Consider the following 21,527-nt stretch of genomic DNA (forward strand, 5'->3'; position numbering starts at 1 on the left):
GGGGCGACCGACGGCGTCCGGCCGGTAGGGACGACGGCGATGCAGCGACCCGGGATCGTGGCCCAGACCGAAGCGGTGGAAGCCCTGGAGGCCCGGGTGTCCCGGGCCGGCCGCATCCCCCGCGAGACGCTGATCGCCCTCCTGCTGTTCGCCGTCGCCTGGCAGGTCGCCTCGCTCTTCCTGCCCCCCTACGCCGTGCCGTCGTGGCCGCGCATCTGGCGGGCGCTGCTGGGCCTGCGCCTGGAGTTCGTCACGATCACCGTGGCGCGCGTGACCGTGGCGCTGGTCCTCTCGTTTGGCCTGGGCATCCTGGCCGCGGTCCTCATGTACCAGTGGCAGGCCATCGAGCGCTACGTCCTGCCGCTGGTCCGCCTGGTGATGGCGGTGCCGGTCGTCTGCTGGATCCTGTTCGCCGTCCTGTGGTTTCGCGGCGTGGAGCTGCGCATCGCGTTCGTTCTGGTCGTGGTGTGCGCGCCCATTTTCCTCATCGACGTGCTGGACGCCATGCGCGGGGTGAGCAAGGACCTGCGGGAGATGCTGCGGGCGTTCCGGCCCACGCGCACGCAGTTCTTCGCCAAGCTCATCCTGCCGGCGGTGGTGCCCGCGATCCTGACCTCCTGGAAGATCAACCTCAGCCTGGCCATCCGCGTGGTGACCATGGCCGAGCTGGTGGGCGCCACCACGGGGATCGGGTACGGGCTCGTCATCGCCCAGGAGCTGTTCTCGGTGGCCGACGTCTTCGCCTGGACGGTGGTGCTGGTGCTGATCCTCCTGGCGACCCAGATGGTCGTCGGGCAGATCGAGCGGCGGGTGCTGCTGTGGCGGGAGTGACGCCGGCCCGCGTCGACGGCGGCGCGCACGCCCCGGGGGGCCGGGGCGGGGCCGGGACGATCTCCGTGCGCGCCCTGCGCAAGGTCTACCGGCAGAAGGGCACCGGGGTCCAGGTCGTGGCGATCGACCGGCTGGACTTCACCGTGCAGCGCGGCGAGATCGTGGCGATCGTCGGGCGGACCGGGTGCGGCAAGTCGACGTTCCTGCACATCCTCATCGGGCTGGAGTGGCCGTCGGCGGGCGCGATCGAGATCGACGGGCTGACGCCCTACGGCGACTTCGCCGCGTTCCGCGGGCGCATCGCCGCCGTCTTCCAGCAGGATCGGCTGCTCCCCTGGCGCACGGTGCTGCACAACGTCGAGCTGGGGCTGGAGATCCTGGGCGTCGAGCCCCGTCGGCGGCGCGAGGTGGCGGAGGCATGGCTGGCCCGGCTGGGCCTGGACCAGTTCCTGGGGGCGTTTCCCGGTGAGCTCTCCGGCGGCATGCGCCAGCGCGTCGCCCTCGCGCGGGCCTTCGCCGTGAACCCCGAGATCCTGGTCGCCGACGAGGCGTTCGGCCACCTCGACGAGGTGACGGCGAGCCAGATCCGACAGGACTTCTTGAACCTGGCCCGCGCCGAGGGCAAGACGGTCTTCATGGTCACCCACCAGATCGAGGAGGCGCTGGCCGTCGGGCAGCGCGTGCTGGTCTTCGGCCGTCCTGCCACGGTGCTGGCCGACGTGCGGCCCGACGCCCTGGCAGGAGGCGACCGGGCGGCTGCCCGGGAGATGATCCAGGCGATGCTCAACAAGGGACGGGGCGTGGGGGTGGAGGAAGGAGGCCGGCTGGGGTGACCTGCGGCGGGGAGGAGGACGAGATGCGCGGGGGCGGACGTGCGCGCGGGTCGTGCGGGGCGTGGTGGCGTGCGCTCGTGGTCGGGCTCGTCACGCTGGTGGCGGTGCTGCTGGCGTACCCGCCGGCGGCGGCCCAGCGGCCACGCCTGCGCATGGCGGTGCTGTCGTTCCCGGCCATCAGCACCTTTGTGGGCGCGGTCATCCGCGAGGCCGGACTCGACCGAGCCCACGGCCTCGACGTGGAGACCGTGCCGTTCGCCACCATCTCGGCCTACTACGCGGCCATCGCCACGGGCGAGGTCGACATGCTCGGTGGTGGTCCGAACGTGTTGCAACGGATGCGCCTGGAAGGCGTGCCGGTGCGGGCCGTGGCGACGCTCGTGCGCCCGAGCGACCTGGTGCTGATCGCGCGGCATCCGGAGGTGCGCAGCGTCACCGACCTGAAGGGAAAGACCCTGGCGGCGGACATGGGGTCCCAGCAGTTCCTGCTGCTCTCGATCTACGCCCGCTGGAGGGGCCTGGACCTGCGCCGCGACGTGACCGTCGTGCAGGCCCCGTTCCCGCTGGCCCGGGCCCAGCTGGCGGCGGGCCGGGTCGATGTCGCCATGCTCATCGAGCCCGTCGCCACCCTGGCCATGCGGGACAGCACCGCCTACCGCATCATCTTCAACGGCCGGCGCGCCTGGCGCGAGATGACCGGCAACGACGGGTGGGAGCTCATCGTCTGGATGCGGGACGACGTGGTGCGCCGCGCCCCGGGGCAGGTGGACGCGGTGGTGAAGATGCTGGCCGGGTTCCAGGAGTTCGTGCGCACGAACCTCGACGAGGCCGACCGGATCGTGGCCCGCACCACGGGCCTGCCGGCCGGTGCTTTCAAGGAGGCCGTGCTCTACCGGCGGCTGCAGTTCGAGGTCTACCCGGCCTGGGGCCGCGAGCGGAGCGCGATCGAGCAGATGTTTCGGCTCGCGGTGGACGCGGGCGTGGTCGAGCGTCTGCCGGACGCCGGGGTGATCCACCGGCCGTGATGGTGTGCCGGGCGGGTAGGCGTCGCAGGGCGCGCCCGCACCCGTCGCAGGGCTTTCCGAGGGCCGCCAGCGGGGCCATGGCGATGCGGCCCCTGGCCGTGTGGTCGAACGACGCTGTCGGCACAGTACGAGTCGCAGGGCGCGAGGCGCCCGGGGCTAGCGCCGCTCTCGCTGAACAAGTGTACTATGACATTAGGCGGGGCAAGCGCAGACCGCACGGCGCACACGCACTGTGGTCGGTTGCGACGCCGCACGGGCGTCGCTGTGAGGCGCGCGGGATAGGCCATTTGACTACACGGGCCGTGAGGGGAGGAGACCGTGCGCGAGCGTGACCGGGAGTTGCGGCGCCGGCGTCACCGGCGCAGGAAGATCAGGAAGCTGCTGGCGCGCCTGCAGGCGGCGCGGACCGAGGACGAGCGGCAGAAGCTGCTGGAGAAACTCGCCCGGCAGTCGCCGGCGCGGGCGGCCGAGGTACGGCGGACCCTCCAGGCAGGGCGGAAGTAGCGGCGCCGGCAGCGCTGGCCTGCTGGAGGCGACGAGATCTGCCTGGACGGCGGGCGCTACGTGGTGGAGACGAGGGGATTCGAACCCCCGACCCCCTGGTTGCAAACCAGGTGCTCTCCCGCTGAGCTACGTCCCCCGTCGTGCCGTCACTCATCTTACGGGACGCCGGCGGTTCGAGCAACGGCTCCGAATGTCAGGCGCCTGGAGAACCACCCCTCTGCAAGCCAGGGGGCCAGGACCGGAATGGGTCCTGGCCCCCATTGCGAGACCAGACCGCGACGCTGCTGCCTATGGAGCCGTGAGGTTCACACCGAAGTAGGCCAGGGCCTCGCTGTGGGAACGTAGTGGGGTTGAACTGCGAGTCGGTGAACAGCAGGATCGTCTCCCCTGGCGCACCGCACACAGCCCCAGCTTCTTCCGGAACAGGGGGACCAGGTCGGTCGCCCCCGACGAGGTCAGCGGGAACTTCTTCACTACCGGTGGAAAGCCGCGCGTCGCCACCTCAGTCACCTCCGCTTTGCGGGGCAGGCCGCCCCGGATTCTTTGATCCGGCCCAGGCAGGAATCTCGCTTTTGACGGCGAATATGTTGCAAACCATATAATTGACGGAATTCCTGCGTCCTCCTTGACTGGCGGGGTCGGCCGGGCGGCCGGATGACCAAGGGGTAGATGGACGGGTTCGACGCGTACGTGGCCGACAACCAGGCGCGCTTCGTCGCCGAGCTGCAGGCGTTCTGCCGGCTCCCCAGCGTCGCCGCCGAGGGCCGGGCCGTCGCTGAGACTGCCGACGCGGTCGCCGCACGCCTGGCGCAGGCCGGCGCGGCGGCGCGTGTGGTGCCCGTCCCGGGCGGCTCGCCCGTGGTACTGGGCGAGGTCGGCCGCGGCCCGCGCACCCTGCTGATCTATGGGCACTACGACGTGCAGCCGGCCGACCCGCTGGCCGAGTGGCACTCCGACCCGTTTGGGGCCGAGGCGCGTGACGGCCGCGTCTACGCCCGCGGTGTCTCGGACAACAAGGGTCCGGTCATGGCGCGCATCCAGGCGGTGGAGGCCTACCGGCACGCGGCCGGCGACCTGCCGGTCCGGGTGCGGTTCCTGATCGAGGGCGAAGAGGAGATCGGCAGCCCTCACCTGGCGGCCTTCGTGGAGGCCCACCTCGCAGACCTGCGCGCCGACCTAGCGCTGTGGGAAGGCAACGGCCGCGATGCCACCGGCCGTCCGATGGGCAGCCTGGGCCAGAAGGGCCTAGCGTCGTTCAACGTCCGCCTGCGCACCGCCCGGCAGGACCAGCACTCGATGTGGGGCACGCTCGTGCCCAACGCCCTCTGGCGCATGGTCTGGGCGCTGGGCACGCTCAAGGATCCGGAGGACCGCATCACCATCGAGGGGCTATCGGACCAGGTGCGGTCGCCGGGCGCCGCCGAGCTGGCGTTGCTGGACCGGATCCCCTTCGATGACGACCGGATCCACCAGCAGTTCGGCATCCGCGGGTTCGTGCGCGGCCTGCGGGGCCGCGACGCCCTGCGGCGTCACCTGTTCGAGCCCGCGTGCACGATCAACGGCCTGTGGGGCGGCTACACGGGCCCCGGCGGGAAGACGGTCCTCCCGGCCGAGGCGCAGGCCAAGATCGAGATCCGCCTAGTCCCCGACCTGACGCCCGACCTGGTGGCCCGGCTGCTGCGGGTGCACCTGGACCGCGCTGGCTTCGCCGACGTGGAGCTCGAGCCCGTCGACCGGCTGACACCCTTCCGTTGCCGTCCGGATCACCCGCTGGTCGCAGAGGCGCTCGCGGCGGCGGAGGAGACGTACGGCGAGCCGGTGGCGCTCTACCCCACGTCGCCCGGCTCCGGCCCGATGTTCCAGGTCTGCGGCCCGCTGCAGATCCCCGGCATCTCCATCGGCGGGATGAACCACGCTGGGGCGAACATCCACGGGCCCAACGAGAACATCTTTATCAGCGACTACCTGCTCGGCATCCGCTTTGCGGGCCGCCTGTTCGCCCGGCTGGGCGGCACGCGGTGAGGGGCCCATGGTGAGGGGCTCACGATAAGGAGCGCACACTGACGGTCGAGGAGGCACGATGACGCGGACCAACGACATCTCTGATCTCTGTGAGGCGATCCTGACGCTCTCGAAGGTGAGGCCCGGCGAGAAGGTCTGCCTGGTGACCACGCACGTTTACGACGACCGGGTGCTCGAGGGGTTCCGGACGGCGCTGGGCCGGCTGCGCGCCGACGCCGTGCGCCTGGTCCTGCCGCCGCTCACGGACGGCGCCGACTGGATCAACCCGGTGCAGCTCGGCGCCTACGCGCACCAGATCCTGAAGTCGGCCGATATGGTCGTGCGGGTCAACACCCTGCGGGCCGTGGCGGACATCAGCATGTACACCCAGGCGGTCCACGAGGTGCTCTTCGCCGGGGTGCGCTGGCTCGACGTCAACGGCGAGGAGATGATGATGCGGCGGCTCTTCCCGTCCGAGGCGATGATCGCCCGGACGCGGGCCGGGGCCGAGCGGATGGCTGTGGCGCACACGCTGCGCATCACCTCTGACGCCGGCACCGACCTGACGGTGCGGAAGCAGGGTCGGAAGGGCCACGCCCAGATCGGCCTGGTAGACGAGCCGGGCCGGTGGGACAACTACGGGTTCGGGCTGGTGGCCTGCGCGCCCGAGGAGGACCAGACCGAGGGCGTCCTGGTGTTCGACGTCGGTGATTCGCTGGGGCTCTTCCTCGGCTCCTACGCGAACCTGCTCTTCGAGCGGGTCCGGTTCATCTTCGAGGGCGGCCGGATCGTCCGGATCGAGGGCGGCCGGATCGCAGGCATGTACGAGGACTTCCTGCGCAGGCTCAACCGCCCCGAGCACTACCGCATCGCCCACATCGGCTGGGGAACGCACGAGAAGGCGCACTGGAGCGGGCCGCACTTCACCGTGGCCGACTGGGAGTCGTATTACGGGAGCGTCATGATCCACCTGGGCCACAACATCTTTGACACCCCGGTCCGCAACAGCGGGCTGGGCGGCCGCAACCGGCCCACGACCGACTGGCCGATCCCGCAGCACTCTGGTGGCGTCGTCCTCAACCACTCGCTGTGGCTGGACGGGGAGCAGATCCTGGACCACGGACGGATCGTCGCGGAGGGGCTGGCGTGATCCCTGCCGCGATGCTGCCCCGGGCGGCAGGGACCGGGCTGGCCATGCGCGTCACCGGCGTGGAGTGCATCGTCCTCCGGCTGCCCGAGGTCAGGCTCATCGCCGACGGGACACAGGACACGCTATTGGTGCGCGTCCACACCGACGCGGGGATCGTCGGCGTCGGCGAGGCCCACACGGCGCCCTGGGTGCTGAAGGCGATTATCGAGGCGCCGCCCTCCCACATCTACGCCCAGGGGTTGCGTGACCTGCTCATTGGCGAAGACCCGTTCGACCGGGAGCGCATCTGGGACAAGCTCTACCGGTACAGTACGGTCTACGGCCGGCGCGGCGCCGTGATCCACGCGATCAGCGCGCTGGATCTGGCCCTGTGGGATCTCGTCGGCAAGGCCGAGGGCAAGCCGGTGTGGCAACTGCTGGGCGAGCGCCGGCGCAGCCGGGTCCCGGCGTACGCGAGCACCCTGATGCCGGAGGACGCCGCCGAGGCCGCGGAGGAGACGCTACGCTGGCACGCTGAGGGCTTCCGGGCCGTGAAGCTCGGGTGGGGCAGCCTGGGGCAGGACGTGGCCAGGGACCTGGCGATGGTGGCCGCGGTACGCGAGCGGGTGGGGGCGGACGTGGACCTGCTCATCGACGTCGGCTACGGCATGGACGTGGAGAGCGCGATCAGGCTGGCACGCGGTCTGGAGGCCCTGGACGCCTTCCTCCTAGAGGAGCCGCTCTCGCCGGACGACCTGGACGGCTACGCGCGCCTCGCCGACGCCGTGGCCCTGCCGATCGCCGCCGGCGAGAAGGAGACCACGCGCTTCGGCTTTCAGGACCTGATCGAGCGCGGGCGGGTGGACATCGTCCAGCCCGACCTAGCCCGCGCCGGCGGGTTCACCGAGTGCCGGCGCATCGCTGGGCTTGCGGCCGCGCGCGGCGTCACCGTCCTGCCCCACTGCTGGAGCACGGACATCCTGGTGGCGGCCACGCTGCACTTCGTCTCCGTGCTGCCCGAGTGCCCCTACCTGGAGTACTGTGTGCTGGAGACGCCGCTGCGGCGCGAGCTGGTGCGCGAGCCAATCCGCGCGCGGGGCGGGTTCGTCGAGGTTCCTGAGGGGCCGGGGCTGGGGGTGGAGGTGAACGAGGAGACGGTGGCGCGGTTCAGGTACGCGTAGCACGGCAGACTGACGAGGAGGCCGGCGGCTATGGCAGGCAGGTTCAGTATCGGCGACATCACGGTCGGACCCGGCGAGGTCGGGCGCGGGGCAGTGGCCCGTTTCCGCCTGGGCGACTCGCAGGAGGTCAGGGTCCCGGCGGTGGTCGTGAACGGCAGGGAGGATGGGCCGACCCTGCTGGTGACGGCCGGCGTGCACGGCCGGGAGGTCTGCGGCATCGGCGCGCTCCTGGACGCGCTCAAGCAGATGAATCCGTCCCAGATGTCCGGGCGCGTGATCGGGGTCACCGTGGCCAATCCGCTTGCAGTCCAGCTCGGGACGTACATCACACCCCACGACTCGATCAACCTCTCCAGCCCCATCTACTTCCCCGCCAACGCGCGCGGCACGGTGACCCAGCGCATGGCCGCGGGTATCGAGCAGGCCATCGAGGCGGCCGACTACGTCATCGACATGCACGCCAACCCGCTGCCCTCCATGCCGTTCGTCCTCACCTGCGTCTCGCTGGCGCCGGACGAGAAGAGCAAGGCCGAAGCGAAGCGGTTCGCCCGGGCGTTCGGCGTCACGGTCATCGAGATGGTGAAGACGACGGCCAGCAGCATCCGGGACTTCGCCACCCAGCGGGGGAAGCCGGGCATCACGCCCGAGCTCGCCGGCAACCACTTCCTCTGGGACAGCATCACCAGCGTCGGGACGCGCGGCATCCTGAACTGCGCGAAGGCGGTGGGTATCCTGCCCGGCGAGCCCGAGCCGCAGACCGGGGCCGAGCCGATCCTGGAGGGCGACTACGTCTTCCACGGGATGCTGCGCAGCAACGCCGGCGGGTTCCTCAAGGTGCACCGGAAGCCGGGGGAGTTCATCCGGGCCGGCGACCGCGTGGCGACGATCCTCGACTGCTACGGCGAGGTCCTGGAAGAGATCCCCATGCCGGTCGACGGCTACTGCTGGGCGTTCCTCGGCGGCAGCCTGCCTCAGTCCTGGGTGATCACCGAGGGCGACAGCATCGCGTACGTGTTCAGGAAGCAGGCGTGATGGAAGGGGTGTGGGTCAATCGGAGAGCGAAGCACCGGACTCTGCGAGGGGGGAGACGCATGGTGGCAATCCGTCTGGTGGCCATAGGCCTGGTACTCGTCCTGAGCGTGCCGGCGCTCTTGGCGCCAGGCACCGCGGCCCAGGGCCGGAAGGTGCTCGTCGTTGCCCAGGCGGGCGACATCGACAGTCTGGACAACGAGAAGGCTCTGGGGCCCTCGAAGAACGCGATCATCCTCTGCACCGACTGGCAGTATCTTGCGTTCAAGCCCGTGCAGTTGAAGAGCGGGCTGTGGACCGTCGACACGAACGTCCTGGTGCCCCGCATCGTCGAGAAGTGGGAGGAGCGCGCCCTGCCCAACGGGCGGTACCAGTACGCCTTCCAGATCAAGCGCGGGTTGAAGCACCAGAGCGGCAACCCGGTCACGGCGCACGACATCGTCTTCTCGATGCAGCGGCGCCAGGCGTTCAAGCGTGACACGCTGGAGCGCACGCTCGGGCGGTTCGAGGCCAACAAGGACCTGGCGGTGCCCGACGACTACACCCTGCAGATCAACGCGGCCGGCGTCGCCCCGCTGTTGTTCAAGTCGGTCATGACCCAGCGCAACCTCTACGACTCGAAGCGGGTCAAGGAGCTGGCCGGCGCCAGCGATCCCTGGGGCGAGGAGTACTTGAAGAAGAACTGCGTGGGCGGCGGCCCCTACCGGCTCAGCAAGTGGACGCCCGGCGTGGAGATGGTCTTCGACCGCTGGCCCGACTGGTGGGGGAACCAGACCTGGGAGAAGACGACCGTCGACCAGATCGTCCTCCGCGTGGTGCCCTCGGTCGAGACCCGGGCCCTGCTGCTGCAGCGGGGCGAGGTGGACATCGCGCTGGACATGCCCCCCCGCGAGATCGACCGACTGCGCAGCGTGCAGGGGGTTAAGATCCTGTCATACCCCAGCCAGAACATGCTGTACGTCGGGATCAACCCGGTTATCAAGCCCTTCGATAACGTGAAGGTGCGCAAGGCGATGGCGCTCGCCTTCCCGTACCAAACGGCGATCGAGCAGGTCTTCCGCGGCGACGCCCGCCGGCTGAACGGGCCGGTGCCCACCGGCGTCGCGCTGGCGCGCAAAGTCGCGGCGTACTCCACCGACCTCAATAAGGCGAAGGGGCTGCTCACGGAGGCCGGCGTGCCGGGCGGCACCGAGATCGCGCTGACATTGGACGCCAAGTTCCAGACCCACGAGGACCTGGCCGTGCTGTACAAGGCCAACCTGGAGCAGCTCGGCCTGAGGGTGAACATCCAGAAGATGCCATCGGCGCAGTTCAACACCGAGACCCGGGCGAAGCGGATCGCGTTCTTCTTCTACGAGGCCCTGTGGTGGGTGCCCGACCCGCTCTACATCCTCAGCCTAAGCTTCGAGAGCAAGGCCCACACCAACGTCAGCAACTACCAGAACGCCCAGGTGGACGACATGCTGGCGAAGGCGCTGGAGACCGCTGACGAGAAGCAGCGGCTGCGGCTTCTGGAGCAGGTGCAGAACTTTGTAATCGACGACGTGGGCTGGGTGACCGTGGCCCAGCCGAACTTCAACCTGGCGGTGCGCGCGAACATCGATCGCTACGTGCATCAGAACACCGAGCTGCACCACCTCTGGCTCGTCCAGAAGAAGTGAGGGCGCGGGGGCCGGGCGGTTCGCCCGGCCCCCGCGCCGGTCCGGTAATGCGGCGATGGGCGTGATCGCGGTACACTTGGAGGTGCCGGACCTGGCCGTCCCCGAGGCGCCGATCCTGCGGGTGGAGGACCTCCGCAAGACCTTCGTGGTGAAGGGCGCTGGATGGCGGCGGTGGCGCCTCCACGCCCTCAGCGGCGTGACGTTCGACGTCCGGCGGGGCGAGACGCTCGGCCTAGTGGGCGAGAGCGGCTGCGGGAAGTCCACCACCGCCCGCTGCTTGGTCCGGCTGCTCCGGCCGGACGGCGGGCGGATCGTCTTCGACGGCCAGGACATCACGCGCCTGACCGACCGGCAGTTCTGGCCGCTGCGCCGGCGCATCCAGATGGTCTTCCAGGACCCGACCGACTCGCTCAACCCCCGCATGACCGTGGAGGAGATGGTCGGCGAGCCCCTCGACCTGCACTTCAGGCTGACGCCGCGGGAGCGGATGGAGCGGATCGTGGCGGTCCTGACCCTGGTGGGGCTGAAGGACGAGCACCTCGACCGCTACCCCCACCAGTTGAGCATCGGACAGCAGCAGCGCGTGGGCATCGCGCGGGCCGTGGCCACCGGCGCGGACCTGCTGGTGTTGGACGAGCCCACCTCGGCCCTCGACGTGTCCGTGCGGGGGATGGTGCTCCGTCTGCTGGAGGAGCTGCGCGAGCGGCTGCACATGACCTACGTCTTCATCTCGCACGACCTTAGCGTGGTGAAGCACATCTGCCACCGGGTGGCGGTCATGTACCTGGGGATGGTCGTCGAGGTGGGCTCCACCGAAGAGATCTTCCGCCGGCCTCGCCACCCCTACACGGAGGCGCTGCTGCAGGCGGTGCCCATCCCCGACCCGCGCGCCCGCCGCGAGCGCCTGATCCTGCCCGGCGAGGTGCCGAGCCCCCTCAGCCTGCCGGCCGGGTGCTTCTTCTACTCGCGGTGTTCCATCCGGCGCGAGGAGTGCGCGACGACGCCGCAGTGGCTGCGGCCCGCCGGGGCCGGGCACTACGTGGCGTGTCACGTGCGGGTGCCCTAGGGATCGCCTATGCGCCTCCTCAAGTACACGGTCAAACGCCTGCTCTTCCTCGCGCCGGTGATGCTCGGGGTCCTGGTGGTGACATTCATCGTCGCCCGCATCCTGCCAGCCGATCCGATCTACCTGCTCGTCCCGGCCGACGCCGACAAGATCACGGTCGACGCGGTGCGCAGGGAGCTCGGGCTGGACAAGCCGGTCTACGCTCAGTTCATCGGGTACCTCAAGGGCGTGGTCCGCGGGGACCTGGGCACATCGATCCACACCGGGAACCCGGTGACGGCGGACATCCGGCACCGGTTTCCCGCGACCCTCGAGCTGACACTGCTGGGGCTGGCCCTCTGCGTCTTCGTGTCCATCCCGCTGGGCGTGTTCGCCGCGGTGCGGCGCGACGGGCTGGTCGACCACGTCGCCCGGATCGTCTCCCTGGTGGGCGTGTCGCTACCCTCCTTCTGGCTCGCCCTGCTGCTGGTCTACTTGCTCTTCTTCAAGCTCGGATGGGCGCCGCCGCCGCTGGGCCGGGGCCCGGTGGGCTTCTCGCCGCCCACCATCACCGGCATGTACTCGGTAGACACGCTGCTGGCCGGCGACTGGCAAGGCTTTCTCGTCGTGCTGCGCTACCTGGCCCTGCCGGTGATCAGCCTGGCCCTAATCAACATGGCGCCGCTGACCCGCCTGACCCGCTCGAGCATGATCGAGGCCCTGGGGTCGGAGTACGTGCGCTTCGCGCTTGCCGCGGGGATCCCGAAGCGCACCATCTACTTCCGGCTGGCGCTGAAGAACGCGCTGCTGCCGCCCATCACGCTGCTGGGGATCATCGTCGGGTTCCTGCTGGGCGGGGCGGTGATTATCGAGACGATCTTCGCCTGGCCCGGGCTGGGGCTGTGGGCCGTCAATGCCGCCATGCAGAGCGACTACGCGCCGGTCCAGGCCTTCGCGCTGCTGGCCGCGGGGGTGAAGGTCATCGTCTACCTGCTCACCGACCTGGTCTACTTCGCCATCGACCCGCGGATCAGGTACTGAGGCGCGCCCATGGTCACCGTCGAGACCACCGCCATCGCCAGCGCCGCCCGCCGGTGGACGCGCCTCAAGAGCCGCTGGAGCCACATGGCCTACCTGTTCCGCCGCAACCCCCTCTCGATGGTGGGGCTGGGGATCGTGTTGTTCTTCCTGGCCCTGGCGGTCCTGGCGCCGGCCATCGTTACTCACGATCCGCTGGCGCCAGATCCCGTCAACCAGGCGCAGCCCCCGGGCCGGACGCACCTCTTTGGGACGGATGGGCTGGGGATGGACGTGTTCAGCCGCGTCATCGCTGCGGCGCGGGTCGACATGTACGTGGCCATCGCCTCGGTGACCCTGGCCATCCTGGTAGGACTACCCCTCGGTGCCGTGGCCGGCTACTTCGGCGGCGTGGTGGACGACATCGTCATGCGCGCGCTGGACAGCCAGCAGGCGTTCCCCAGCTACATCCTGGCGCTGGCCATCGTCACCGCCACGGGACAGTCGCTGACGAACATCATCCTGGTCATCGCCTTCGTGAACTATCCCATCTATGCGCGGCTGGTCCGGGCCCAGATGCTCTCTGTCAAGGAGAGCCAGTACGCCGACGCCGCGCGCGTGCTCGGCAACCCGCGCTGGCGCATCATCTTCCGGCACCTGGTGCCCAACTGCCTGGGGCCGGTGTACGTGCAGGGGTCCCTTAACGCCGGGTGGGCGCTGCTGCTGGCCGCCAGTCTCTCGTTCATCGGCCTGGGCGTGCGGCTACCGACGCCCGAGTGGGGGCTGATGGTCTCGCAGGGCTCCCGGCACCTCGTCTTCGGCGAGTGGTGGATGTCGTTCTTCCCGGGGCTGGCCCTCTTCCTGGCCGTTCTGGGCTTCAACCTGCTCGGCGACGGTCTGCAGGACATGTTCGATCCGAAGCGGCGGTGAGCCCGCAGATGATGCCCCTGCTGACCATCCGCGGCCTACGGGTGCACTTCGAGACGTTCAGGGGGACGGTGCACGCGCTGAACGGCGTGGACCTTTCGGTCCGGCCGGGCGAGATCCTCGGGCTGGTCGGCGAGACCGGGTCCGGGAAGTCAGTGACCGCGTACGCCAGCCTCAACCTGGTCCGGCCGCCGGGCCGGATCGTCGCCGGCGAGGTGTGGTTCCGCGAGCAGGACCTGCTCGCCCTCCCCGAGCAGGAGCTGGAGCGCATCCGCGGTCGCGACATCGCCATGATCCCGCAGTCACCGCGCGCGGCGCTGAACCCGCTCTTCAGCATCGGGGATCAACTCGTGACCTACATCCGGGTGCACCAGCAGGCCGCGCCGGCCGCCGCCCGCCGGGCCGCCCTCGAGATGCTGGAGAAAGTGCGCATCGCCGATCCCGCCCGGGTCCTGCGCGCGTTCCCCCACGAGCTGTCCACCGGCATGTGCCAGCGGGTGCTTATCGCCATGGCGCTGTCCTGCGGGCCGGCCCTCCTGATCGCCGACGAGCCGACGACCGGGATCGACGTCACGCTACAGGCCCAGATCCTGCGGCTGATCACGGATCTGGTGCGGGACGAGCACACGGCGACGGTGTTGATCACCCACGACCTGGGCGTCGTCGCTGAGACGTGCGACCGGGTGGCCGTCATGTATGCGGGCCGCGTCGTGGAGGAGGGCCCGGTCGAGGCCCTGTTCTCCGACCCGCGCCACCCGTACACGCAGGGGCTCATCGCTTCCACGCTGCGGGTCGATCAGGACCGTCCGATCCACGTCATCCCGGGCACCGTGCCCAACATGCTGGAGCCGCCGCAGGCGTGCATGTTCCGCTTCCGGTGCCCGATGGCCGAGGCGGTCTGCGCCCAGATCGACCCGCCGGTGACGGCGGTGCAGCTGGGACAGGCGGCGCGGTGCCACTTCGCAGACCGCACGGCTGGGTTTCTCGCGGCTCAGCGGCAGCGGGCGGCGCAGTTGAACGCGCAGGATGTCGCCGTCTAGGAATCGGAATACGACACCTCGGGAGGAGGAGATCGCATGGACCGGCACAGCGTCACCTGGGAGGGGAACTTCAACGCCGTGGTCACGCCCTTTGCGGCGGACGGCAGCGTCGATGCAGAGAAGTTCGTGCGCAACTTGACCCTGCTCATCGACGAGGGCATCGACGGCTTGGTCGTCACAGGCTGCACGGGCGAGTTCTGGGCGCTTGACCGGCGGGAGCGCATCGAGCTCTACCGGCTGGCCGTCGCGACGGCCGCGGGCCGGGTGCCCGTGATCTGCGGGACCTCGGCGATCCGCACCTCGGAGGTCATTGAGCTGTCGCGCGCGGCGGAGACGGCCGGCGCCCAGGGCGTCATGATTACGCCCCCGTTCTACGCGCTGCCCTCGCCGCGGGAGATCGCCGCGCACTACCAGACGATCAGCGACCAGATCGGCCTTCCCATCTTGGTGTACAACATCCCCAAGCGGCAGGCGGTGGGGATCGGGCCCGAGCTGCTGCAACGGCTGGCCGATGTGGACAAGGTCGTGGCCATCAAGCAGAGCGCGCCGTCGTTCGACGACGTGACCCAGGCCGTCGCGCTGGTGGGCGACCGGATCCGCATCTTCGCCGGCCACTCGGTCACGCGCGGCTTCCCGGCGATCGCCATGGGCTGCGACGGGTACGTCAGCAGCGTCGAGCCCCAGGTGATGGGCCGGGAGGCGATCGAGCTCTTCCGCCTCTCGCGCCGCGGCGACGTCGCGGCCGCGCGGGCCCTGCAATACCGGTGCATCGCCCTCGACGAGGCGATCCATGGCGTGGGCACCTTCCCAGCGTCACTGAAGGCCGCGATGAACCTGGTCGGCCGGCCGGGCGGCTATCCCCGCGAGCCCCTGCTCCCGCTGACCGCAGAGGAGCAGCAGCGCCTGGAGCGCGTCCTGACGGCGCTCGGGCTGCTGGCTGCGGTGCCCTCGTAGGAGGCTGCGGTGGACGAGGTCGAGGTCCTGATCGTCGGGGCCGGCGTTGTCGGCGTCTGTACGGCCCTGGAGATGCTCCGCGAGGGCCGGGGGGTCCTGGTGGTCGAGCGCCGGGAGATCGGCGCCGGCGCGTCGGGCAACAACGCCGGATCGTGCGCGGTGCAGAACAAACTCCCGCCTTTCGTTGCGATTGCGCGGGAGGCCGTGGCGATCTGGCAGGCGCTGCAGCAGGAACTCGAGCACGACGGCCTCGACCTCGGATACGTGCGCACGGGCGGCCTCCGGCTGGCAGAGACGCCGGAGGAAGTGAAGGAGCTCAGACAGTCGTACCGGGTGCAGCGGGCCCTGGGCGCTCCGGTCACCTTCATGTCCGGGGACGAGGCCAGGGCGGTGGCCCCGTACCTGGGGCCCGGCATCGTGGCGGCCAACTGGTGCCCGGAGGACGGGTTCTGCGACGTCCTCCAAGCGATGCGCGTGCTCGCCACGACGGTGCGCCGGCGCGGCGGCACGATCTGGACCCACACCGAGGTTTCGGCGATCACCCGCGACCGCACGGGTTTCCGCGTGCAGACCTCGCGCGGGCCGGTGCGCGCCGGCCGGGTGGTGGTCGCCGCCGGCCTGTGGGCGCGCGACTTGGCCACCACGCTGGGCGCTCCGGTCCCGCTGCGGCCGAAGATCAACATCCTGTCGGTCACGCCGCGGGTAGCCCCGGTGATGCATCACATGATCACGCACGCCTCCCACAGGCTCACAATGAAGCAGCTCCAGGTCGGCACGGTGGTGATCGGCGGCGGCTGGCAGGGCGAGGGCGACTACCGATCCTACCGCGTCTGGCCGACCTTCCCGCACCTGATGGGGAACTGGCAGCTGGCGGTCCGCGCGGTGCCGGCGCTGGCGGACCTGAACATCCTGCGGGCGTGGGCCGGGATCGACGGCCGGTCGCCGGACAACCTGCCGCTCGTCGGGCCGGTACCCGGGCTGCCCGGGGCCTATCTGATGGCGTGCTGCCCTGGCGGATGGACGATGGGGCCGTTCATGGCCCGCATGCTCGCGGAGATGATCCGCACGAGGCGCACCCCGCGCGCGGTCGAGCCGTTCGGCCTGCACCGCTTCGTCGAGACCGGGAGGGGCGCGTGATCCAGACCGCGCTCATCTACCAGCCCAGGTTCGGCCCGCTCCTGGCCGAGGAGCTGCGGCGCCGGGAGCCCGGCCTGGAGGTGCGCCTGGCGGTGCAGCCCGAGCAGGTCGCGGGCCTCATCGGGGAGGCCGACGCGCTGCTGACCACGTCGCGGTTCCCGATGGAGGCGCTCGCACAGGCGCGGCGGCTGCGCTGGATTCAGGTCACGGCCGCCGGCGTCGATCACTTCGTCGGGTCGCCGCACCTGCGCTGCGGCGTCAGGCTGACGCGTCTGGTCGGCACCTTCGGCCCGCGGATGGCGGAGTACGCCTTCGCTTACGCGCTGGCGATCAGCCAGGATGTCGTCCGTGTGTTGCGCCAGCAGCAGGCGCGGCGTTGGGAGTCGTTCGATCAATGGTGGCTGCTGGGCAGAACGCTGCTGCTCGTCGGGGTGGGAACGATCGGCCGCGCGGTGGGGAAGGTCGGCCGGGCCTTCGGGATGCGCGTGATCGGCGTGGGCCGGCGCGCCCGGCCAGGGCAGGCGGGCGGGATCAAGGCGGTCTACCCGCGCGAGCGCCTCAACGACGCGCTGGCGGCCGCACACCTCATCGTCGTCACCGTGCCGCTGACCGCCCAGACCCGGGGGATGTTCGGCCCCGTCGAGTTCGCGACCATGCGCGACGACGCGGTCTTCATCAACATGGGCCGGGGCGCCGTCGTGCAGCAAGACGCGCTGGTCGCGGCGCTGCAGCAGGGCCGGCCCGCGTGGGCCGTGCTCGACGTGTTCGAGCAGGAGCCGCTGCCCGCCAGGCACCCGCTCTGGGGCCTGCCCAACGCGATCGTCACCCCGCACCTGGCCGGGCACACACAGCCCCACGAGACGCTGGAGGCGTTCTTCGAGAACCTGCGCCGGCTGCGCGCGCGGGGCGGCAGCTACGCCACGCCGTGACGCTGTCGAGAGGGTACTAGACGAAGCGATGGCAATCGAGACCGGACTCCTGGTGGCAGGCGGAGGACCCGCCGGGCTGGCGGCCGCAACCGAGGCTGCAGAGGCGGGCGTCGAGGTTCTGGTGGCCGACGAGCACCGCACCGCCGGCGGCGTGCTGGCGTGCCTGGGCCAGATGCCGGTGGCGACCGACGCCGGGCCGGCGCCGGCCGCAGACCTGCGGCGCGCGCTGGCCGACGCCGCCCGCGCGGCCGGCGCCACGATCCTGACCGAGACGCTGGTGTGGGCCGCCTTCGAGGACCTCAGCGCCGGCGTGCTCACGCCCGGGGAGAACCTGGAGGTCCGCGCGCAGGCGATCGTCGTTGCCGCCGGCGCCGCGGACAGGCCGCTGCCGTTCCCGGGGTGGGAGACGCCGAACGTGCTCAACGCCCAGGAGGCGCTGCGGCTCGTCTCGTTCCATGACGCGCTGCGCGACCGCATCGCCGTGGTGGCCGGCGCAGGCGGCGCCGGCGTGCCCGTGGCCCTAGCACTGCGCGCCGGCGGCCTGACGGTCGCCGCCCTCGCGGAGGCAGCGTCGCTGGCCGACGACGAGCGGGCGGCGCTGGCCGGCGCGGGCATCCCAGCCGTCGAGGGTGCGCGCGTCGCGGCCGCAGAAGGGCAGGAGTACCTCAGAGCGGTCATCCTGCAGCGCAACGGTGAGCGGCGCCGGATCGATGCCGATGTCCTGGTGCTGGCCACAGGCCGGATGCCGCTCATCGAGCTCCTCGGGGTGGCCGGATGCGCCACGGAGTGGCGGCCGGACCTGGGCGGGTACATCCCGGTGCGGTCGGCGCGCCTGGAGACCTCGGTCGCCGGCCTGTTCGCCGCCGGCGCGTGCGGCGCTGTCTGCGGGCCGCTCACCGCGGTGGCCGAGGGTCGCCTGGCCGGCGCCGCGGCGGCACTGCGCCTGGGCCGCGGCAGCGGGGCGCGGGTCGAGGCGCTGGAGCAGGCGCTGGTTCGGGCCAGATCGCAAGAAGCCGCGCAGGTCGCGCGCGAGATGACCGTGCTGGCGGAACTCGAAGCCGACGCGGTGGCGGCGGCGCTGCGCGATCCCGATCAGATCTTCTGCCGGTGCGAGAAGGTCCCGGTGGCGAAGGTGCAGGCGGCCATCGAGTGGGGCGCACGCACGGCCGGCGAGGTGAAGCGGCTCACGCGGGTGGGCATGGGCGAGTGCCAGGGCCGGGCCTGCCGGCCGCTGCTCTCGCGGGCCGTCGCGCAGATCCTGGGTGAGGACATCATCCGCGTCCAGCCCATCACCTACCGGCCGCCGGTGCGTCCCATCCCGCTGGCGGCCCTGCTGCGGGGGACGGAATGAGCCGGCCCACGGCCTACGGGGTCATCGTCGGCTCCGGCATCCGGGGCGCTGGCGCGGCGTACTTCATGGCGCGCAGGGGATGGCGCGTGCACGTGGTCGAGGTCGGTGAGGTCGGGGGCGGCACGAGCACCGCCACCAACGCCAACTTGGCGCCGCACAACCGCGACCCGCTCTCGCCCGAGTTCGGCCTGGCGATGGCGACCGCGGCCATGTACGCGTCGCCGGAAGCCGACTTCAGCGCCGATCTGGAGTTCCGGCGGTGCGGCAGGGTGATGCTGGCGGAGGACGTAAACCCGCTGCTCGCCGTCGGCGCGTACCTGCGGGCGGTGCGCCGGATGGGCGGTCAGGTGTGGACGCAGACGCCGGCGACCCGCGTCCGCGTCGAGCGCGGCCGCGTCGTCGAGGTCCAGACGCCGCACGACCCCATCGCCACCGGGCTCGTCATCGACGCCGCCCGCGCGTCGGCGGGCGCGGTGGCGTGTATGGCCGGCATGCCGTTCGACATCACTCTGGTGTGGGGACAGCTCGTGGTGACCGAGCCGGTGCCGTCGCGCGGCGTCGGGACGTGGAACGAGGCAGCGGTCGTCCTCCACCACCACGACCGCACCGGGTATGCAGTCCGGTTCCTGGCGACCAGGGTGGCGAGCGGGAACCTGCTGATCGGGCGGTGCGAGCTGGCCGGCGAGGCGCAACGCCGCGTCATCCTCGAAGCGGTGGCGCCGGTCCTGCGCCGCGGCGTGCGCTTCATCCCGGCCATCCGTGACCTGCGGGTGATCCGCATCTTCGCCGGCATCCGGCCCTACAGCCCCGACGAGCGGGCGGCGATCGGCCTGGTGCCCTCCCCGTTGGGGTTCGCGCTGCTGGCGGGGTTCGGCGACAAGGGCATCGGGCTCAGCGCCGGGACGCGGCTGCTGACGCAGGCGCTCTGCGGCGAGCGGCCCGATCTGCCGCTGGAGCCCTTCGATCCAGCGCGCTTCTCCGCCCGCGAGCCCCACATCCCCGCGCTCAAAGGAGGCCCGGCGTGAGCCACATCTTCTGGCGGGACCTGCGCGCGACATACCCGACCATCGTGCGCGGCGAAGGCGTCTACCTGTACGACAACACCGGGCGGCGGTACCTGGACGGGTGCTCCGGCGCGCTCGTCACCAACATCGGCCATGGGGTCGCCGAGATCGCCGATGCGATGGCCGCGCAGGCGCGCCGGGTGGCCTTCGCGCATATCTCGAACTTCGTTACCGAGCCGGCGCTGCATCTGGCGGCGCTGCTGGCCGAGCGCGCACCCCAGGGGTTGCGCTCGGTGTACTACGCTTCTGGCGGCTCCGAGGCCGTGGAGACCGCGCTCAAGCTCGCGCGCGCGTACTTCCTCGAGCGCGACGGCGCCGGGACGCCCAAGCACCTGATCATCGGCCGCTGGCACGGGTACCACGGCAACACGCTGGGCGCCCTGTCCGCGTCGGGGCATTGGCCCCGGCGCCGGCCGTACGAGCCGCTGCTGCTGCCCTTCCTGCACATCGAGCCGTGCAACGCCTACCGCCAGCCCTACGGCCCGGACTGCGCCGACTGGGACGTCCGGGCGGCCCGGGCCCTGGAAGCCGCCATCGTCGAGGCGGGGCCGCAGCGCGTGGCCGCCTTCATCGCCGAGCCCGTGGTCGGCGCGGCGGCCGGCGCGGTCGCGGGCACGCGGGCGTACTTCGAGGAGATCCGCCGCATCTGCGACCGCCACGACGTGCTCTTCATCGCCGACGAGGTGATGACCGGGTTCGGGCGCACCGGCCGGCAGTTCGCCATCGAGCACTTCGGCGTGACGCCCGACATGCTGGTGATGGGCAAGGGCATGGCCGCCGGCTACGCGCCGCTGGCCGGCGTGCTGGTGCACGACCGGATCCGCGAGGTCTTCGCGCGCGGCTCCGGCCGGTTCGTGCACGGCCACACCTACAGCGCGCACCCGGTGGCGTGCGCGGCCGGGTGCGCGGTGCAGGAGTACATGGACCGGCACCGGCTCGTGTCGCGCGCCGCAGCCCTCGGCCCCGGGGTCTGCCAACGCCTCCAGGTGCTGCGGCGGTGGAGGATCGTCGGCGACGTGCGCGGGATGGGCATGATGTGGGGGGTCGAGTTCGTCCGCGACCGGGCGACGAAGGAGCCGTTCCCGCGGGCGCTGCGCCTGGTCGAGCAGGTCGTCGCGGAGACGATGCGGCGCGGGGTCATGGTCTATCCCGGCACCGGTGGCGTCGACGGGGTCAATGGCGATCATCTGCTGGTGGGCCCGCCCCTCACGATCTCTGAGGCCGAGCTGGACGAGCTCGTCGGAGCACTCGACGAGGCCGTGGGGGCCGTAACTCGGGCCGTCCTGGCGGGGCAGTCGTAGAGCGCGCGAAGGGCGGGGAGCTGAGGATGAGCGGAGGAGCCAACATGCAGCAGACAGGGGCCGCGACAGCGTTTCAGACGGGCACGCGCTGGGCCTCGGGGCGACTGGGCCGGCTCGTGGTCGTCCGGCTCGCGCCTCGGGAAGACGTGAAGCGGGCGATCGAGGCGATCGCCGAGGCCGAAGGCCTGGCGGGCGCACTGATCCTCGGCGGCGCGGCCAGCCTGCGCCGCGTCACGCTGCGCAACGTCCGGGTGGCGCCGGAGCGGTGGCCGATCACCGACTCCAACCGCATCTGGACCACGCTTGAGGGCCCGCTCGAGCTGGTGTCGATCATGGGCAACATCTCGCGGTGGCCCGACGGCCGGCCGTTCGTGCACGCGCACGTCGTGGTCTCGACGGGCCGGCCCGACGGCGTGGCCTACGGCGGCCACCTGGTGGACGGCGCGGAGGTCCTGACCGCTGGGGAGCTGGCGCTCGCCGAGGTCCTGGAGGTGAGGATGAGGCGTGACCGCGACCCGGGTACCCTCGGCGAGGAGCTCTTTCCCGACACGACATGACCACGAGGAAG

At 71.1% G+C, this 21,527-nt stretch carries 20 protein-coding genes and 1 tRNA gene; 20 read left to right on the plus strand and 1 reads right to left on the minus strand.

Annotation, left to right across the window (positions count from 1 at the left end; all coding sequences use genetic code 11):
• Positions 1–39: 39 nt before the first annotated feature.
• The 4 genes from QN157_07705 to QN157_07720 all read left to right on the plus strand — a co-directional run bounded on the left by QN157_07705 (position 40) and on the right by QN157_07720 (position 3,193).
• Positions 40–831, plus strand: a complete 792-nt coding sequence (locus QN157_07705) for an ABC transporter permease subunit (protein ID MDR7555477.1) — start codon at positions 40–42, stop codon at positions 829–831.
• Complete coding sequence (locus QN157_07710) at positions 819–1,664, plus strand: ATP-binding cassette domain-containing protein (GenBank protein ID MDR7555478.1); 846 nt, start codon at positions 819–821, stop codon at positions 1,662–1,664. Before QN157_07705 ends, QN157_07710 begins: the two co-directional genes overlap by 13 nt.
• Positions 1,661–2,689: an ABC transporter substrate-binding protein gene (locus QN157_07715; GenBank protein ID MDR7555479.1), complete on the plus strand. Its 1,029-nt coding sequence runs from the start codon at positions 1,661–1,663 to the stop codon at positions 2,687–2,689. The genes QN157_07710 and QN157_07715 overlap by 4 nt, the downstream gene beginning before the upstream one ends.
• Before the next feature lie 318 nt (positions 2,690–3,007).
• Positions 3,008–3,193, plus strand: a complete 186-nt coding sequence (locus tag QN157_07720; protein ID MDR7555480.1) for a hypothetical protein — start codon at positions 3,008–3,010, stop codon at positions 3,191–3,193.
• 61 nt (positions 3,194–3,254) lie between these two features.
• Here the strand turns inward: QN157_07720 and QN157_07725 are convergent.
• Positions 3,255–3,329 (minus strand) — tRNA-Ala (locus QN157_07725).
• A gap of 533 nt (positions 3,330–3,862) precedes the next feature.
• Here QN157_07725 and QN157_07730 point away from each other — a divergent pair.
• From QN157_07730 to QN157_07805, 16 genes are all read left to right on the plus strand, one after another.
• On the plus strand, positions 3,863–5,215 hold the full coding sequence (locus tag QN157_07730; GenBank protein MDR7555481.1) for a M20/M25/M40 family metallo-hydrolase: 1,353 nt from the start codon (positions 3,863–3,865) through the stop codon (positions 5,213–5,215).
• A gap of 58 nt (positions 5,216–5,273) precedes the next feature.
• On the plus strand, positions 5,274–6,344 hold the full coding sequence (locus QN157_07735) for a hypothetical protein (GenBank protein MDR7555482.1): 1,071 nt from the start codon (positions 5,274–5,276) through the stop codon (positions 6,342–6,344).
• The gene (locus QN157_07740) at positions 6,341–7,504 is read left to right on the plus strand and encodes a mandelate racemase/muconate lactonizing enzyme family protein (GenBank protein ID MDR7555483.1); all 1,164 of its coding nucleotides are present in this window, start codon (positions 6,341–6,343) and stop codon (positions 7,502–7,504) included. The genes QN157_07735 and QN157_07740 overlap by 4 nt, the downstream gene beginning before the upstream one ends.
• A gap of 30 nt (positions 7,505–7,534) precedes the next feature.
• Positions 7,535–8,536: a succinylglutamate desuccinylase/aspartoacylase family protein gene (locus QN157_07745; protein MDR7555484.1), complete on the plus strand. Its 1,002-nt coding sequence runs from the start codon at positions 7,535–7,537 to the stop codon at positions 8,534–8,536.
• Between the two features lie 59 nt (positions 8,537–8,595).
• On the plus strand, positions 8,596–10,194 hold the full coding sequence (locus QN157_07750; protein ID MDR7555485.1) for an ABC transporter substrate-binding protein: 1,599 nt from the start codon (positions 8,596–8,598) through the stop codon (positions 10,192–10,194).
• A gap of 61 nt (positions 10,195–10,255) precedes the next feature.
• The gene (locus QN157_07755) at positions 10,256–11,260 is read left to right on the plus strand and encodes an ABC transporter ATP-binding protein (protein ID MDR7555486.1); all 1,005 of its coding nucleotides are present in this window, start codon (positions 10,256–10,258) and stop codon (positions 11,258–11,260) included.
• 9 nt (positions 11,261–11,269) lie between these two features.
• Positions 11,270–12,280: an ABC transporter permease gene (locus QN157_07760; GenBank protein MDR7555487.1), complete on the plus strand. Its 1,011-nt coding sequence runs from the start codon at positions 11,270–11,272 to the stop codon at positions 12,278–12,280.
• Positions 12,281–12,289: 9 nt separating this feature from the next.
• Entirely contained in the window at positions 12,290–13,186 is an 897-nt protein-coding gene (locus QN157_07765) for an ABC transporter permease (GenBank protein ID MDR7555488.1), read from the plus strand.
• A gap of 8 nt (positions 13,187–13,194) precedes the next feature.
• The gene (locus QN157_07770) at positions 13,195–14,223 is read left to right on the plus strand and encodes an ABC transporter ATP-binding protein (GenBank protein ID MDR7555489.1); all 1,029 of its coding nucleotides are present in this window, start codon (positions 13,195–13,197) and stop codon (positions 14,221–14,223) included.
• Between the two features lie 36 nt (positions 14,224–14,259).
• Positions 14,260–15,177 carry a dihydrodipicolinate synthase family protein gene (locus QN157_07775; protein ID MDR7555490.1) on the plus strand — a complete coding sequence of 306 codons (918 nt, stop codon included), beginning with the start codon at positions 14,260–14,262 and terminating at the stop codon, positions 15,175–15,177.
• Between the two features lie 9 nt (positions 15,178–15,186).
• The gene (locus QN157_07780) at positions 15,187–16,314 is read left to right on the plus strand and encodes an FAD-binding oxidoreductase (GenBank protein ID MDR7555491.1); all 1,128 of its coding nucleotides are present in this window, start codon (positions 15,187–15,189) and stop codon (positions 16,312–16,314) included.
• Positions 16,311–17,243, plus strand: coding sequence for a D-2-hydroxyacid dehydrogenase (locus QN157_07785; GenBank protein MDR7555492.1), 933 nt, complete (start codon positions 16,311–16,313; stop codon positions 17,241–17,243). The genes QN157_07780 and QN157_07785 overlap by 4 nt, the downstream gene beginning before the upstream one ends.
• Before the next feature lie 28 nt (positions 17,244–17,271).
• Positions 17,272–18,594: an FAD-dependent oxidoreductase gene (locus QN157_07790; GenBank protein ID MDR7555493.1), complete on the plus strand. Its 1,323-nt coding sequence runs from the start codon at positions 17,272–17,274 to the stop codon at positions 18,592–18,594.
• Positions 18,591–19,619, plus strand: coding sequence for an FAD-dependent oxidoreductase (locus QN157_07795; protein MDR7555494.1), 1,029 nt, complete (start codon positions 18,591–18,593; stop codon positions 19,617–19,619). Before QN157_07790 ends, QN157_07795 begins: the two co-directional genes overlap by 4 nt.
• Positions 19,616–20,959 carry an aspartate aminotransferase family protein gene (locus QN157_07800; GenBank protein ID MDR7555495.1) on the plus strand — a complete coding sequence of 448 codons (1,344 nt, stop codon included), beginning with the start codon at positions 19,616–19,618 and terminating at the stop codon, positions 20,957–20,959. The genes QN157_07795 and QN157_07800 overlap by 4 nt, the downstream gene beginning before the upstream one ends.
• A gap of 26 nt (positions 20,960–20,985) precedes the next feature.
• Positions 20,986–21,516, plus strand: coding sequence for a DNA-binding protein (locus QN157_07805; protein ID MDR7555496.1), 531 nt, complete (start codon positions 20,986–20,988; stop codon positions 21,514–21,516).
• Positions 21,517–21,527 lie beyond the last annotated feature (11 nt).

The sequence above is a fragment of the Armatimonadota bacterium genome (assembly GCA_031459855.1).
GTDB classification, from domain to species: domain Bacteria; phylum Sysuimicrobiota; class Sysuimicrobiia; order Sysuimicrobiales; family Humicultoraceae; genus Fervidifonticultor; species Fervidifonticultor primus.

Bases quoted from the DNA above. Each gene is read 5' to 3' on its own strand.
- QN157_07705 (MDR7555477.1), top strand. From the start codon at position 40: ATGCAGCGACCCGGGATCGTGGCCCAGACCGAAGCGGTGGAAGCCCTG.
- QN157_07730 (MDR7555481.1), top strand. From the start codon at position 3,863: ATGGACGGGTTCGACGCGTACGTGGCCGACAACCAGGCGCGCTTCGTC.
- QN157_07735 (MDR7555482.1), top strand. From the start codon at position 5,274: ATGACGCGGACCAACGACATCTCTGATCTCTGTGAGGCGATCCTGACG.
- QN157_07745 (MDR7555484.1), top strand. From the start codon at position 7,535: ATGGCAGGCAGGTTCAGTATCGGCGACATCACGGTCGGACCCGGCGAG.
- QN157_07750 (MDR7555485.1), top strand. From the start codon at position 8,596: ATGGTGGCAATCCGTCTGGTGGCCATAGGCCTGGTACTCGTCCTGAGC.
- QN157_07760 (MDR7555487.1), top strand. From the start codon at position 11,270: ATGCGCCTCCTCAAGTACACGGTCAAACGCCTGCTCTTCCTCGCGCCG.
- QN157_07765 (MDR7555488.1), top strand. From the start codon at position 12,290: ATGGTCACCGTCGAGACCACCGCCATCGCCAGCGCCGCCCGCCGGTGG.
- QN157_07770 (MDR7555489.1), top strand. From the start codon at position 13,195: ATGATGCCCCTGCTGACCATCCGCGGCCTACGGGTGCACTTCGAGACG.
- QN157_07775 (MDR7555490.1), top strand. From the start codon at position 14,260: ATGGACCGGCACAGCGTCACCTGGGAGGGGAACTTCAACGCCGTGGTC.
- QN157_07790 (MDR7555493.1), top strand. From the start codon at position 17,272: ATGGCAATCGAGACCGGACTCCTGGTGGCAGGCGGAGGACCCGCCGGG.
- QN157_07795 (MDR7555494.1), top strand. From the start codon at position 18,591: ATGAGCCGGCCCACGGCCTACGGGGTCATCGTCGGCTCCGGCATCCGG.
- QN157_07805 (MDR7555496.1), top strand. From the start codon at position 20,986: ATGAGCGGAGGAGCCAACATGCAGCAGACAGGGGCCGCGACAGCGTTT.